Annotated in this window: 14 protein-coding genes; 10 read left to right on the top strand and 4 right to left on the bottom strand. The window is 71.7% G+C overall.

Annotation, left to right across the window (positions count from 1 at the left end; all coding sequences use genetic code 11):
* The first annotated feature begins 69 nt into the window (after nt 1-69).
* From ACGFNU_RS43315 to ACGFNU_RS43295, 5 genes are all read left to right on the top strand, one after another.
* Nucleotides 70-1,362 carry an acyl-CoA dehydrogenase family protein gene (locus ACGFNU_RS43315; protein ID WP_392602490.1) on the top strand — a complete coding sequence of 431 codons (1,293 nt, stop codon included), beginning with the start codon at nt 70-72 and terminating at the stop codon, nt 1,360-1,362.
* 17 nt (nt 1,363-1,379) lie between these two features.
* On the top strand, nt 1,380-2,060 hold the full coding sequence (locus tag ACGFNU_RS43310; protein WP_392602489.1) for a TetR/AcrR family transcriptional regulator: 681 nt from the start codon (nt 1,380-1,382) through the stop codon (nt 2,058-2,060).
* A gap of 23 nt (nt 2,061-2,083) precedes the next feature.
* Nucleotides 2,084-2,449 carry a VOC family protein gene (locus ACGFNU_RS43305; protein WP_392602488.1) on the top strand — a complete coding sequence of 122 codons (366 nt, stop codon included), beginning with the start codon at nt 2,084-2,086 and terminating at the stop codon, nt 2,447-2,449.
* Nucleotides 2,450-2,653: 204 nt separating this feature from the next.
* Complete coding sequence (locus tag ACGFNU_RS43300; RefSeq protein ID WP_392602487.1) at nt 2,654-4,120, top strand: hypothetical protein; 1,467 nt, start codon at nt 2,654-2,656, stop codon at nt 4,118-4,120.
* Between the two features lie 5 nt (nt 4,121-4,125).
* Nucleotides 4,126-5,340, top strand: a complete 1,215-nt coding sequence (locus ACGFNU_RS43295; protein ID WP_392602485.1) for a hypothetical protein — start codon at nt 4,126-4,128, stop codon at nt 5,338-5,340.
* Here ACGFNU_RS43295 and ACGFNU_RS43290 read toward each other — a convergent pair.
* Together ACGFNU_RS43290 and ACGFNU_RS43285 are read right to left on the bottom strand one after the other, a co-directional pair.
* Nucleotides 5,321-6,154 (bottom strand): PIG-L family deacetylase, encoded by an 834-nt coding sequence (locus ACGFNU_RS43290; protein ID WP_392602484.1) that lies wholly within the window; start codon nt 6,152-6,154, stop codon nt 5,321-5,323. The two genes, ACGFNU_RS43295 and ACGFNU_RS43290, sit on opposite strands and share 20 nt — an antisense overlap.
* Nucleotides 6,155-6,229: 75 nt before the next feature.
* The gene (locus tag ACGFNU_RS43285) at nt 6,230-7,102 is read right to left on the bottom strand and encodes a class II glutamine amidotransferase (protein ID WP_392602483.1); all 873 of its coding nucleotides are present in this window, start codon (nt 7,100-7,102) and stop codon (nt 6,230-6,232) included.
* Between the two features lie 148 nt (nt 7,103-7,250).
* Between ACGFNU_RS43285 and ACGFNU_RS43280 the strand changes: the two genes are divergently transcribed.
* Entirely contained in the window at nt 7,251-7,763 is a 513-nt protein-coding gene (locus tag ACGFNU_RS43280) for an HAD domain-containing protein (RefSeq protein ID WP_392602482.1), read from the top strand.
* 84 nt (nt 7,764-7,847) lie between these two features.
* Here ACGFNU_RS43280 and ACGFNU_RS43275 read toward each other — a convergent pair whose 3' ends face one another.
* Entirely contained in the window at nt 7,848-8,480 is a 633-nt protein-coding gene (locus ACGFNU_RS43275) for an HNH endonuclease family protein (RefSeq protein ID WP_392602480.1), read from the bottom strand.
* A gap of 180 nt (nt 8,481-8,660) precedes the next feature.
* Here ACGFNU_RS43275 and ACGFNU_RS43270 point away from each other — a divergent pair, with 180 nt between their 5' ends.
* Nucleotides 8,661-9,695, top strand: coding sequence for a methyltransferase (locus ACGFNU_RS43270; protein ID WP_392602479.1), 1,035 nt, complete (start codon nt 8,661-8,663; stop codon nt 9,693-9,695).
* A 91-nt stretch (nt 9,696-9,786) separates the two neighbouring features.
* Nucleotides 9,787-10,548 carry an SDR family NAD(P)-dependent oxidoreductase gene (locus ACGFNU_RS43265; RefSeq protein ID WP_392602478.1) on the top strand — a complete coding sequence of 254 codons (762 nt, stop codon included), beginning with the start codon at nt 9,787-9,789 and terminating at the stop codon, nt 10,546-10,548.
* Nucleotides 10,549-10,586: 38 nt separating this feature from the next.
* Here ACGFNU_RS43265 and ACGFNU_RS43260 read toward each other — a convergent pair whose 3' ends face one another.
* Nucleotides 10,587-11,213: an NUDIX hydrolase gene (locus ACGFNU_RS43260; protein ID WP_392602477.1), complete on the bottom strand. Its 627-nt coding sequence runs from the start codon at nt 11,211-11,213 to the stop codon at nt 10,587-10,589.
* Between the two features lie 106 nt (nt 11,214-11,319).
* Between ACGFNU_RS43260 and ACGFNU_RS43255 the strand changes: the two genes are divergently transcribed.
* Complete coding sequence (locus tag ACGFNU_RS43255; RefSeq protein WP_392602476.1) at nt 11,320-11,901, top strand: TIGR03086 family metal-binding protein; 582 nt, start codon at nt 11,320-11,322, stop codon at nt 11,899-11,901.
* Nucleotides 11,902-11,986: 85 nt separating this feature from the next.
* Complete coding sequence (gene gltX / locus ACGFNU_RS43250; protein WP_392602475.1) at nt 11,987-13,384, top strand: glutamate--tRNA ligase; 1,398 nt, start codon at nt 11,987-11,989, stop codon at nt 13,382-13,384.
* Nucleotides 13,385-13,436 lie beyond the last annotated feature (52 nt).

Raw genomic sequence — 13,436 nt, 5'->3', positions numbered from 1 at the left:
CACTTGCATTAGGAAGTCAGGAGGACGGATTATCGACCCATCGACCAGACCGGCCGCCGGGAGGCAGCGATGGCATGGGACTTCGAGACCGACCCCGACTACCAGGAGCTGCTCGACTGGGCCGACGCGTTCGTCCGCGACGAGGTCGAGCCCCTGGATCTCGTGCTCGGCGACCCGTACGACAAGACCGACCCGCGTTACACCGAGCTCGTCAAACCGCTCCAGCGGCAGGTGAAGGAGCGCGGGCTCTGGGCCTGCCACCTCGGCCCCGAGCTCGGCGGCGAGGGGTTCGGCCAGGTCAAGCTGGCTCTGCTGAACGAGATCCTCGGCCGGTCCCGCTGGGCGCCGTCGGTGTTCGGCTGCCAGGCGCCCGACTCTGGCAACGCCGAGATCCTCGCCCAGTTCGGCACTCCCGAGCAGAAGGAGCGCTACCTGCGCCCGCTGCTCGACGGCGACATCTCCTCGTCGTACTCGATGACCGAGCCGCACGGCGGCGCCGATCCGACGCTGTTCACCACGCGAGCCGTGCGCGACGGCGACGACTGGGTCGTCAACGGCGAGAAGTGGTTCTCCTCCAACGCGCGCCACGCGAGCTTCATCATCGTGATGGCGGTGACCGACACCGAGGTGAGCGCGTACGAGGGCATGTCAATGTTCATCGTGCCCGCCGGGACGCCCGGCCTGGAGATCGTCCGCAACGTAGGCGTGGCCGGAGAACGCGAGGGCTCGCACGGCTACCTGCGCTATTCGGACGTCCGCGTACCCGCCGGCAACCTGCTCGGCACGGCGGGCGGCGCGTTCGTCATCGCCCAGACCCGGCTCGGCGGCGGCCGGATCCACCACGCGATGCGTACGATCGCGCAGGTGCGCAAGGCCTTCGACATGATGTGCGAACGCGCGGTGTCGCGCGAGACGCGGTGGGGCCCGCTGGCCAAGCTCCAGATGACGCGGGAGAAGATCGCCGACAGCTGGGTCGAGATGGAGCAGTTCCGGTTGCTGGTGCTGCGCACCGCCTGGCTCATCGACAAGCACCAGGACTACAAGAAGGTCCGCAAGGACATCGCCGCCGTCAAGGCCGCGATGCCCAAGGTCCTCCACGACGTCGTCCAGCGCGCGATGCACCTGCACGGCGCCCTCGGCGTCTCCAACGAGATGCCGTTCGCCAAGATGCTGCTCGGCGCGGAGGCGCTGGCCATCGCCGACGGCCCGACCGAGGTCCACAAGATCACCGTGGCGCGCCAGGTGCTGCGCGACTACGAGCCGGTCAAGGGGCTCTGGCCGAGCGCCCACCTGCCGACCCGGCGCGAGGAGGCCCGCGAACGCTACGCCGAGGCACTCGAACAAGCCCTGGGAAACGAGTGACCACCACAGAGCCGCCTGTGGGGGGACGACCCCCCACGCCCCCCGGCAAGAAGGAAACCAAAGGGCGCCTGCTCGACGCCGCGCTCCGCCTCTACGCCGAGCGCGGCCTCGACGCGGTGAGCCTGCGCGAGATCAACCAGGCGGCGGGGGCCCGCAACGCCACCGCCGTGCAGTACCACTTCGCCGACCGCGCCGGGATCATCAAGGCGATCTTCGCCCGGCACGTGCCCGACGTGGACGCCCGCCGCCACGCCCTGCTCGACGCCTACGAGGCCACCGGCGAAGGGGTGCGCGACCTGGCGGCGGCGCTCGTCCGGCCCCTCGCCGCGCGGCTCGCCGACCAGGCGGGACGCGACTTCCTGCAACTGTGGGCCGACGTGATCAACCGGCCCGGCACCGTCGTCCCGGCGGCCGTGCTCGACGATCCCGCCGACAGCCTGTGCCGCTGGCGCGCCCTCGTGGAGCCGCTGCTGGAGGCCGATGCCGCGCGGCTGCACCGGCGGTTCACCGCGATCCTGTACGCGTCCATCGAGCTGGCCCGGCGAGCCCGGTCCGGGCCGCACACCGACGACCGGCTCTTCACCAGCTACCTGATCGACGTCGTGGCGGCGATCCTGGGGGCGCCGGTGTCAGAGGAGACCCGGCGGCTGGCGGACGAGCGCGACGCCGCCAGGTCACATTCGTCCAAGACTTCGTGAGCCCGGCAGGCCACGATGGCCCCATGAGCGAAACACGCAGGCAGACGTTCTACCCGCTGGTCAACTACAGCGACCCCGCCAAGGCGATCGAATGGCTGGAGAGCGCCTTCGGCTTCGTCCCGCATGAGATCTCCAAGGACGACGCGGGCAAGATCGTCCACGCCGAGATGAGGTTCGACACGGGGATCTTCATGATCTCCCAGGCGCCCGCGGGCGGCGGCACCGGGATCTACGCCGCCGTGGACGACCCGGACGCGCACCACGACCGGGCCAAGGCGGCGGGGGCCGAGATCACGATGGGGCTCACCGACCAGCCGTACGGCTCGCGCGAGTACGCCGCCCGCGACCTGGAGGGCAACCAGTGGTACTTCGGGACCTACCGTCCGTGACGGGCCGTCCCCGCGACGGGAAATGCGCTGAACGCCGGTGATCTCCGGTGTTACGGTGCGAGGTGCCGGCCGCGGGACTCCGGTGCGACTTCCGGAAACCGCCTGTACAGCGATCATTCGCAGCTCGTGCCCCCATTCCCCGGCCGGCCCCCGACCACCACCGGGCCCGGACCACCGGGCCGCGGACGCCGACCGCGGAAGGCCATGACCGAGACGCTCGCGGACCTCATCGCCTGCGAGGACGTGCTGATGTTCGTCAACGCGGCGATCACGTCCACCGGGCAGCGGGAGTTCCGCCACCACGAGGGCGAGCAGCGGCTTTCGCTCGGCTTCCTGCACGCCTACATGCTCCACAACTACCGCGACCTGTACGCCGCGAGCCTGGCGCTGGACATCAACGACCACAACGCCGCCCTCATCGTGCGCAACCTGCTGGAGCACGCGGCCGAGGCCGACGCCGGCCGCCGCCGCGCGGAGGGCCGGATCATCGCGCGCCGCCTGGAGTCGCTGCCGCCGCAGCGCGTCTACCGGCTCTTCGGCGCCCTGCGCCGCGCGCGCGTCAACAACCGCCGCACCCGCGCCATCATGCGCGACTGGCTCGCCGCACGCCCCGACCCGGCGTTCGACGCCGTCAAGTACCGCGGCGCGGTCAAGGCCGTCGCGCGCCACGCGCACCTCGACCTCGACGGTGAGACCGGCGCCTTCCTCTTCAAGCCGCACACGGTCCGGGCGTTCCAGAAGCCGATCTTCGAGAGCTGGCGGCGCGCGCACTACGAGCACGGCGCCCTGTACGGCCTGCCCTACACGGTCGCCGAGGGGTTCGCCGTCAAGCACGGGATCCCGCGCGCGGTCTTCCTCGAACGCATCGAGCCGCGGCTGACCCGGCGGGAACGCCTCGGCCTCCAGGAGAACGCGAGGCGGCGCAAGGTCGAGGCCGTCGCCGCCGACCTGACGGCGATGCCGCTGACCCGGCTCGCCACGTACGTGCTGGCGCTGCCGCTGGACGAGCGCGCGGCGCGCCGGGCCGAGCTGACCACCGCGCTGCGGGCGTCGGCGCGGCGCGCGGCGGGCGGGCGCGCGGGGACGTGGGGCAAGGTCGCGGCGGTGCTGGACGACAGCTTCTCGACCACCGGCTCCGCCCAGAAGAAGCGGCGGCCGCTCGCCGTCGCCCTCGCCGGCCATTTCCTGCTGGAGGCGCTGGCCGGAGCCGGGGAGTACGTCCCGCTGTGGACGTCGGGCCGCTCCGACGCGCTCCTGCTCTACCCGTACGGGCCGACGCCGCTCGGCGAGCGCATCGTGGACGGCCTCGACACCGCCCCCGATCGCCTGGTCATCGTGTCGGACGGCTGGGACAACGCCCCGCCCGGCCTGGCGGCCGAGGTGCTCCGTGTCTGGCGCACGCGGCTCGATCCCGGCCGCCGCGTCGCCGTCACGCACCTCAATCCCGTGTACGACGCCGACGACTTCGACGTGCGCAGGCTCGCGCCGACCGTGCCCACGGCGGGCATCCGCGACGCCGAGGACCTGCCCGCGCTGGTCGAGCTGGCCCGTTTCGCCGAGGGCAGGGTCGGCCTCGCCGAACTGCGCGCCCACCTGGACGAGCAGGTGGCGCGCTTTCTCGGCACGCCACACGATCTGGACACGCCACACGATCTGGGCCGGACGCCATGAGCTGGATGGAACGCAGCGGGCTCCGCACCGCGCCCGCGCAGACCTGGGGCTCGGTCCGGCTCGTGCCGCTGATCAGGGACGAGCCGGTCCCGCACCTGCGTCTCGACCGCCGGGTGTACGCCGACGAACCTTCCGTGGTCGACGTCGGCGACGGCACCTACTACATCTCGTACGTCCCGCACGCCTTCGTCGCCCGGTGGCACGACGGCGAGGAACCGGCCGCCGCGTACGGCACCCGCATGCTGGCGAAGGACAAGCCGGGCAAGGGTGAGCCGGGCAAGGACGGGCCGGCAGAGGGCGAGCTGGCGAAGGACGACCGGGGGATCGCCCCGTCCATGCCCATCCGGGTCCGGCGCCGGGTGGCCCGCCGCGTGACCAAGGACCGGCTGCGGTTCCTGCCGCTGCACCTGGCGGTCGAGGGGTACCTCGCGCTGCACTTCGGCGGGCCCGAGATCGCCTGGTCGGAATGGTCGCGGCGGGCGATCGCGAGCGGCCTGTCGCCGCGCTGCGAGGAGGCCTACACCGGGGCCCAGGTGCGCGGCCTGGCGGACGCGCTGCGGATCTTCGAGATCCATCCCGGCCAGTGCGGCGTGCTGGTGTACGTCGCCGACTCGCTGGCGAGCGCCTTCGTCGTGCCGCACCCCGACGACTACCGGGTGCTGCACCCGACGCTGGTCGAGGACCTCTTCGGCGAGCTGATCTACCAGTACGGGCTGCTGACGCTGCACGTCCCCGACATGGCCGGGCGCGTCGACGACTCGGCCGTCCGGTCCCTGCGGGATCTGCGGACGCAGGCGACGCGGCTCCGGGACGAGTGGGCGGCCTTCCACGACCGGACGATGGCGGGCGGTCTCGTCCAGGAGAACGAGTCGCACGAGGTCGCGCAGCACCTCCACGGCTTCGAGCTGACCCGCTCCCTGCCTCCGTTCAGCCTGCGCGGCGAGAACCACATCCGCGAGTCGATCACCGACGAGGACGGGCGCGTCGCTTACCTGAAGAGCTTCCGCCTCTCGGAGGCCCAGGTGCGGCGCGGCTATCTCCTCACCCGGCTGGCCGCGCACGACTGGAACCTCAAAGCAACCGCGACCGCGCTCGCGACCGACGAGGGCGCCCTGGCCCTGCGGCTCGAACGGGCCGGATTCGGCTACCTCCTGCGCCAGGACGTGCTCGACCACTACCGCGCGCAGGCCCGCCGGGCCGTCAGGGACGCAGGCCGCTGAAGAGGTCGTCCTCCTGCCCGTCCGGAACGGGAACGTGGCTGAAGTGGCGGACGAACGACTCGCTCCCGTACACCAGCTGCTGGACGTCTTCGGGGAGCCGCAGCAGGAAGATGTTGTCGCCCTGGCTGGCGTGCGCCTCCAGCGCCTTGCGCTTGCGGTCGACGTACGGGGCCACGTCGATCACGGTCGTGATGAGCTCGTCGGGCGTGCCGAAGTCGTCGTCCGGCTCGAAGCCGGGGTCGATGCCGGACTCCTTGAGCTGGTCGAGCAGCAGCTTGACGCCGGAGCGCGGCACGGCGGTGAAGTAGAGCTTGCGGGGGATGCCGGTCGACTCGGACGCCGCGACGGCGATGTTGTGGGCCTGAATGTGGTCGGGGTGGCCATAGCCGCCGTTGTCGTCGTAGGTGACGACCACCTGGGGGCGGTAGCGCTCCATGAGCTCGCCCAGCCGCGCGGCCGCCCGCTCCACCGGAACGTTGGTGAAGGCGTCGGGGTGCTGGTTGGTGGACCAGCCGTCCATGCCCGAGTCGCGATAACCGAGAAGCTCCAGGTCGCTGATGCCCAGCAGGCGCACCGACTCGCGCAGCTCGGCGAGCCGCCGCTCGGCCACCTCGGCGGCGTCATGGCCGGGATCCTCGGGCTTGAGGCCGCCGGAGTCGTCGCCCTGCTCGCCGTTGGTGCAGGTGACCAGCACGGTGCGGATGCCCTCCTCCGCGCAGCGGGCGAGCAGGCCGCCGGTGCCGAGGACCTCGTCGTCCGGGTGGGCGTGGACCGCCATCAGCGTCAGTGGGGAATCCTCGAATGCGTGGGCCATGGGCTCGGCGGCTCCTCGTGCGGCTCGTACGGCGATCGTCCGGACCCGGCCCACTCTACGAGCCGGCGCCGACAGTCAGACCTGTGAGGTCGCCTCCGCCACCGACAGGTCCTCGGTGCGGAGCGGATGCGCCGGGTCGTCGAAGGGGAACTGCGAGGTGGCGTTGAGCCCGTCGACGATCAGCAGCTCGCCCGGTTCGAGCAGCCGCCAGTCCGGATCGTCGCTCATCGGCTCGCTGGCGATCACGTACGCCGGTGTCGTCGGACCGGCCGCGCCCGGGTCGCCGTTCGCCCGCGCCAGGTCCAGGCTGCCCGGCTCGTGCCCGGACGCGAGGTGCAACTCGCCGAAACCACCGAGCCCGGGATGCAGCACCCACAGCTCGTTGTGGTGCGGATAGCGCAGTGCCCAGAGGCGGCGCGGCTCGGCCAGCAGGATGTTGAGCGCGTAGACCGGCAGTTCGGCGGCGATGCGGCTGACCGCGGCGATGAGGCCCGCCGTGGTGTCGCCGTGCCGCCGGATCTCGGCGGTGATGTAGGCGAAGACCAGCTCCGAGTCGGTCTGGCCCTCCATCAGCGCCCGGTCGACGTCGGTCAGCCAGGAGCCGAGCACGTCCAGGCCCTGCACCACCCCGTTGTGCGCGAACAGCCGGTCGTTCATGTCGAACGGGTGGGAGTTGTGCACGCTGACGGCGCCGGTCGAGGCGTACCGGATGTGCGAGACGAACGTGTGCGAGACGACGTTGCGCGCCTCGGACGCGAAGTCGGCGTTCTCGTACGCGGCGATCGGCGCCCGGTCCCGCACCGGCTCCTCGCCCAGCGAGAACCAGCCGAGACCGGTGCCGTCAGGCATCCGGCGGCTCTGCGCCTGGAGGCTCTGCGGCGAGTCCAGCAGCCAGAACGTCGCCCGGACGCGCGGTCCGCCGGTGGTCATCCCGAACAGTCGGCACATGGTCCTCACCTTGCCTCACGTCGAGGGGCCGCGTCAGCCCCGGGGTCCGAAAGCGGCGGCCGGTCCTGCGCGGCCCCGCCGCGGGCAAAGATCCACTTGTGCCCGGAATCGTCGACGTCTAACGCGCCGATGCCGTACGGTCCGGGGTATGGGGTCGCCGCTGGTTCTGCTCGACGTCGACGGTGTGCTCAACCCGTTCAAGCGCCCCGGGGCGACCGGCGGTGGAGGCTATCGCCGCCATCGTTGCTCACCGGAAGGGATCACTTACCGGCTGTGGCTGAACGCGGGCCACGGGCGTCTGCTCCTCGACCTGGTGGACGAGGCCGGCGCCGAACTGGCGTGGGCGAGCTACTGGTGCGCCCACGCCAACGAATGGATCGCGCCTCGCGTGGGCTTGCCCGAGTTGCCCTTCGTCCCGATCCCGCGTTTTCCCGGGCGGGACGAGGGCGGCACGTTGGGGGCCTGGAAGGCCCGGCACGTCGCCCGCTGGACGGACGGACGGCCGTTCGTGTGGTTCGAGGACGAGCCGGACGCCACCGACTGCATCGCGGCGGAGACGGGCATCGGCGAGCACCTGCTCGTGGCGATCGATCCCGAGGTCGGGCTCACCGAGAGCCATCTCGGCCTGGCGCGCGAATGGCTGCTGGCGCTCGACCGCTGACGTCCCCCGGGCAGGGCCCGGCACAGCCCCCCGGCGGGCGAGCCGAGGGGCTGTGGGTTCAATGCGGAATCAGCGACCGCGAAGTCAGCAGGAGCGGAGCAGCCGCGCGAGGGCCTTCTTCTCGGCGGTGTCGACCGTGAGCTTGTAGCGCCACTTCACGTCGATCCACGAACGCGCGTACATGCAGCGGAACGAGGCGCGCGGCGGCAGCCACTTGGCCGGGTCCTTGTCGCCCTTGGCCTGGTTCACGTTGTCGGTGACCGCCCACAGCTGCGAGCTGGCGCGGTCGTTGGCGAGCGCGGTGCGCTGCCGGGTGGTCCACGACCGCGCGCCCGAACGCCACGCCTCGGCGAGCGGCACCATGTGGTCGATGTCGACGTCCGACGCCTTGCGCCAGGTGGCGCCGTCGTACGGGCTGTACCAGCTTCCCGAGACCGGGGAGCACTTGGAGTTGACCCGCACATTACGGCCATCACGCCGCAGGACGGTCTCCCGCGTGTTGCAGGCGCCCTTCACCGTGCTCCAGTGCGGGAACTTGCTGCGGCTGTAGCCCGTGAGCGAGCCCTCGCGGGCGACGCGCAGCGACGCGAGGTGCTTGGCCGCGACGGCCTTGCCGGGCGGCGCGGGCGGCGCCGCGTACGCCGCCGGCGCGAACACCGCCGTGGACGACAGGACGGCGGTTCCGAGGGCGGCGATGACGATCCCCGTGCGTTTCACGGGATCTCCTTTTCGGCTTGGGGTAAGGGAGCAGCCGCCCAGTCTCAATTAGTTGGATAAAGGCGATATGTCGGTTCGGTAACCGACAAGATCACGATCGTGGTCACATTCGTCCAATACGGCCCGCCACGGCGGTGCCTACCGTCGCCCTCGTACGACCTGTGAGAAGAGGGGACGACCATGGCGAGATCACCACTGCTCGACTACGCGTTCGGCTACATGCCGGCCCAGATGCTGTACGCGGCGGCCGAACTGCGGCTGGCCGACGCACTGGCGGGCGGCGCGCACACGAGCGACGAGCTGGCTGCCCGGACCGGCACCCACCCGCAGGCCATGCACCGCCTTCTACGTGCGCTGGCCTGTCTCGGGGTGCTCACCCAGGAGGGGCCCGACCGGTTCGTCCTGACCGAGGAGGGCCGCCGGCTGCGCAGCGACGCGCCCGACTCCGTGCACGGCCTGCTCGGGCTGTTCGGCGGCCCCGACGTCTGGAAGTCCTGGGGCGACCTGCTGGAGACCCTGCGGACCGGCGAACCCGCCTGGAACCGCGTCACCGGGATGACCTCGTTCGAGTTCTTCGAGGCGAACCCCGACCGGTCGGTGACGTTCAACAAGGCCATGTCCGAGCACACCCGCGACGTGGCGCCGGCGTTCATCGAGGGCTGCGACTTCACCCGCTTCGGCACGATCGCCGATCTGGGCGGCGGCGACGGGACCCTCCTCGCCGCGATCCTGCGGGCGGTTCCCGCGGCGCGCGGCGTGCTCTTCGACCTGCCCGTCGGGCTGAAGGAGGCGGACGTGACGCTCGAGGCCGCCGGGGTCGCGGACCGGTGCGAGCTCGTCGCGGGCGACTTCTTCGAGAGCGTGCCGGCGGGCGCCGACGCCTACGTGCTCAAGAGCGTCATCCACGACTGGGACGACGAGCAGTCCGTGGCCATCCTGCGCAACTGCCGCGCGGCCGCGGGCACTGACGCCGGTGCCGGCGCTGGTACCGGCGCCAAGGTGCTGCTGCTGGAGACCGTCGTGCCAGAGGTGATCACTCCGGAGCACACCGGCATCGTCATGGGCGACATGAACATGCTGGTCTGCACCGGAGGCCGGGAGCGCACCGAGGAGGAGTTCCGGCGGTTGCTGGAGGCCGCCGGGTTCGCGCTCACCGGCATCACGGGGCAGCTGCGGCCGTCCAACTACCGGATCATCGAGGGCACGCCGGTCTAGGAGCCTTTGTCAGGGGCCGCTTACACGCGGACGGCGTCCTCGTGCAGGATGGGGGACGTCGTCCGCCTGTCATCGTCGAAGGAGCCCTGGCATGAGTTCACTCGCCGGTCGTGTCGCCCTGGTCACCGGAGGCGGCCGCGGGATCGGCCGCGCGATCGCGCTGGCCCTCGCCGCCGACGGCGCCGGAGTCGCCATCGCCTACCGGCGGGACGAGGAGGCCGCCGCCAAGACGGTCGCCGACCTGCGTGCGCTCGGTGCCGAGGCCCGCGCCTTCCAGGCGTCGGTCGACACCGTCGAAGGTTGCCAAGGACTCGCCGCCGGCGTGGAGGAGGAGTTCGGGCGCCTCGACATCCTCGTGCACAGCGCGGGCATCGCCAGCCGCGGGCAGAGCGTCGCCGACACCGACCCCGCCGAGCTCGCCCGCGTCCTCGGGGTGCACGCGTTCGGGCCGCACCACCTGAGCCGGGCGGTGCTGCCGCTGCTCCGGCAGGCCGAACGCGGCGACATGGTGTTCATCTCCAGCGTGATCACGGGGATCTATCCGCCGTTCGGGGCGCCCTACGCGATGGGCAAGGCGGCGATGGAGGCGCTCGCGCACACCCTGGCCAAGGAGGAACGCGGCAACGGCGTCCACGTCAACATCGTGGCGCCGGGCGTGGTCGACACCGACATGGGCAGGCGCCTGGTCAAGGCGACCATGGGCGTGGACGACATCCGCCAGCAGGACGCGGTGTCGCCGTTCGGTCATGTCTGCTCGCCCGAGGAGGTCGCCGACGTGGTGCGCTTCCTCGTCTCCGACGCCGCCTCCTATGTCACCGACCAGCGCATCGTGGTCGACGGCGGGACCTTCTAGGCGGCCGGTCTAGGCGGGCGGCGCAGGGGAGCGGTCGCTCACCTGCTGGTCCAGTCCGGCTGGACGAAGTCGGCGACGCGGACCTCGCGGCCCAGCAGCACCACCTCGCGGAACTGCCACAACATCGCGCCGGTCGGCGCGTGCACGAGCCATCCCGGCCCGAGCTTCATCTGCAGCATGCGCCCGCCTTCGAGCTGCGGCACCCACCGGGGCGTGTCGTCCGCCGCGAGCCGGCCCAGGGTCACGTGGTGGACGGAGTGGACCTCGTCCGGGCTCGGCCGGAGCGGCCCGGGGTCGGGCAGGGCGACGACGATCGGGCTGATGGCGAAGCCGGACGAGGCCGGGAAGTCGTCGAGCCTGCCGAGCACGTCCTCGGGTCCGGCGGTCAGCCCGAGCTCCTCGTCCAGTTCCCGCAGTGCCGCCTGCTCCGGCGTCTCACCGGCGTCGGCCCGGCCGCCGGGCAGCCCCCACTGGCCCGCGTTGCGGCCCCGGTAGGCCCGCTTGATCAGGATCACCGAGGGGCCGTCGTCGCCGGGCACGACGCAGAGGACGACGCCCGCGCGGCGCAGGCCCGGCGCGTCCGGGACCTCGGTGTGCGCGAAGCCCGCCAGGCGCCGGGCGGCGCGGTCCTGGAAGGCCGGGAGGTCGGTGAGGAGATCGGTCATGGGCCGATCTTCTCAGGTGGCGCACTGTCGCGTTTCTTCAAGACGCCCCGCGAGGCTCGGGCCTATCGTGGAAGGAGTTGATCGAACTGGTGTACGAGGAGAGGTCATGGAGATACGAGAGCTGATGAGGCCGGCGGCCGAGCGAGCCGCGCGGATCGTCCGGGAGATCCCCGCCGACCGGCTCACCGCGCCCTCGCCGTGCCCGGAGTGGGACGTCCGCGGGGTGATCAACCACCTGATCTTCTGGACGGGACGCGGCGCGACCGCCGCCCGCAAGGAGCAGCCGCCGCGGGGGCCGGGGGAGGAGCACGACTTCACCGCGGACGGCGACTGGGCCGAGCTGTACGCGGCGAAGGCCCGCGAGAGCGCCGAGGCCTGGTCCGGCCCCGCCGCGTGGGAGGGCGACACCAGCCTGACCGGCAGCAAGCCCGGGATGCCCGCGGCGATGATCGGCGGCATGCTGTTCAGCGAGTACATCCTGCACGGCTGGGATCTGGCCGTCGCCACCGGCCAGCCCGTCGACTTCCCGGACGAGCTCGTCCAGGCGGCGTACGACCATATGGTGCCGACCGCCGAGATGGGCCGCCAGTACGAGGCGTTCGGCCCCGAGGTGAAGGTGCCCGAATCGGCGCCGCTCCTCGACCGGCTGCTCGGGCTGTCCGGGCGCGACCCCCAGTGGAAGCCCTGACAGGCCCGTGCCGGCCTGACCGGGCGGGCGCGGCGCGCCGGTAATAGCGGCGCGAGCTACGGCCTGGGCGCTCTAGGCTTGGGCCATGTCTTCCACGTCTTCGATCCGCGTTCGTTTCGCCCCTTCGCCCACCGGCATGTTCCACGTGGGCGGGGCCCGGTCGGCCCTGTTCAACTGGGCGATGGCCAAGCAGTCGGGCGGAACGCTGGTCCTGCGGATCGAGGACACCGACACCTCGCGCAACAGCCCCGAGTGGACCGAGGGGATCATCCGCGCGCTGGCCTGGCTGGGCATGGACGGCGGGGAGTACGAGGGCCCCTACTTCCAGTCCGCCAACGCCGGCAAGCACGCCCAGGCCGTGCGCACCATCCTCGACCAGGGCCGCGCCTACTACTGCGACTGCACCCGCGACGCGGTGATCGCCCGCACCGGCGACCAGAACAAGGGCTACGACGGCTTCTGCCGCGACCGCGGCCTGGAGCCGGGGCCGGGCCGGGCGCTGCGCTTCCGCACGCCGGACGAGGGCCAGACCGTGGTCGTCGACCTGCTGCGCGGCAAGCCGGTCTTCGAGAACGCCGTCCTGGAGGACTTCGTCATCGCCCGCGCCGATGGTTCGGTCACGTTCCTGCTGGCCAACGCCGTGGACGACATGAGCCAGGGCATCACGCACGTCGTGCGCGGCGAGGAGCACCTGTCCAACGCGCCCAAGCAGCAGCTGCTGTGGGAGGCTCTGGGCGGTGAGCCGCCGGTCTGGGCGCACGTCCCGGTCATCGTCAACGAGCAGCGCAAGAAGCTGTCCAAGCGGCGCGACAAGGTGGCGCTGGAGGACTACCAGGCCGAGGGCTACCTCGCCGAGGCCATGCGCAACTACCTCATGCTGCTGGGCTGGGCGCCGTCCAACGACCGCGAGATCGTGCCGTGGAGCGAGATCGTCGACGAGTTCCGGATCGAGGACGTCAACACCTCGCCCGCGTTCTTCGACGTGAAGAAGCTGCGCGCGTTCAACGGCGAGTACATCCGGGCCCTGCCGGTCGAGCGGTTCACCGCCGAGTGCCTGCCCTTCCTGGAGGAGGCGCCGTTCGACATCGACCCGGCGGTCTTCGACCAGCTCGCGCCCCTGGCACAGACCCGCGTGGCGGTCCTGGCGGAGATCGTGCAGATGGTCGACTTCGCCTTCCTGGACGAGCCGCCGTTCGACGAGCAGTCGTGGAACAAGGGGATGAAGGGGCCCGCGGCCGAGATCCTCGCCGCCGCCGAAGAGGCCTACCGCGACGCGCCGTGGGAGACCGAGGAGCTCAAGACCCGCCTGGAGCAGGTCGGCACCGCGCACGGCCTCAAGCTCGGCAAGACCCAGGCGCCGGTGCGCGTCGCGGTCACCGGCCGCACCGTGGGCCTGCCGCTGTTCGAGTCGCTGGAGATCCTCGGCCGGGAGCGGACCCTGGCCCGGATCGCCGCCGCCCGCACCAAGCTGGCCGCCGGCTGACGCCGACCGCCTGCCTTCAGGTGGCCGTCGACCGGAAGGCGGCGGTCTCTCC

The organism is Spirillospora sp. NPDC048911, assembly GCF_043198015.1.
GTDB lineage: Bacteria > Actinomycetota > Actinomycetes > Streptosporangiales > Streptosporangiaceae > Spirillospora.
The sequence above is the reverse complement of the archived record's forward strand: the minus strand, read 5'-3'. Positions and strand labels throughout refer to the sequence as shown.

What these genes read in the sequence shown, in the direction of transcription:
- ACGFNU_RS43315 (WP_392602490.1), top strand. Translation starts at nt 70, where the DNA reads ATGGCATGGGACTTCGAGACCGACCCCGACTACCAGGAGCTGCTCGAC.
- ACGFNU_RS43305 (WP_392602488.1), top strand. Translation starts at nt 2,084, where the DNA reads ATGAGCGAAACACGCAGGCAGACGTTCTACCCGCTGGTCAACTACAGC.
- ACGFNU_RS43300 (WP_392602487.1), top strand. Translation starts at nt 2,654, where the DNA reads ATGACCGAGACGCTCGCGGACCTCATCGCCTGCGAGGACGTGCTGATG.
- ACGFNU_RS43295 (WP_392602485.1), top strand. Translation starts at nt 4,126, where the DNA reads ATGGAACGCAGCGGGCTCCGCACCGCGCCCGCGCAGACCTGGGGCTCG.
- ACGFNU_RS43290 (WP_392602484.1), bottom strand. Translation starts at nt 6,154, where the DNA reads ATGGCCCACGCATTCGAGGATTCCCCACTGACGCTGATGGCGGTCCAC.
- ACGFNU_RS43285 (WP_392602483.1), bottom strand. Translation starts at nt 7,102, where the DNA reads ATGTGCCGACTGTTCGGGATGACCACCGGCGGACCGCGCGTCCGGGCG.
- ACGFNU_RS43280 (WP_392602482.1), top strand. Translation starts at nt 7,251, where the DNA reads ATGGGGTCGCCGCTGGTTCTGCTCGACGTCGACGGTGTGCTCAACCCG.
- ACGFNU_RS43270 (WP_392602479.1), top strand. Translation starts at nt 8,661, where the DNA reads ATGGCGAGATCACCACTGCTCGACTACGCGTTCGGCTACATGCCGGCC.
- ACGFNU_RS43265 (WP_392602478.1), top strand. Translation starts at nt 9,787, where the DNA reads ATGAGTTCACTCGCCGGTCGTGTCGCCCTGGTCACCGGAGGCGGCCGC.
- ACGFNU_RS43260 (WP_392602477.1), bottom strand. Translation starts at nt 11,213, where the DNA reads ATGACCGATCTCCTCACCGACCTCCCGGCCTTCCAGGACCGCGCCGCC.
- ACGFNU_RS43255 (WP_392602476.1), top strand. Translation starts at nt 11,320, where the DNA reads ATGGAGATACGAGAGCTGATGAGGCCGGCGGCCGAGCGAGCCGCGCGG.
- gltX (WP_392602475.1), top strand. Translation starts at nt 11,987, where the DNA reads ATGTCTTCCACGTCTTCGATCCGCGTTCGTTTCGCCCCTTCGCCCACC.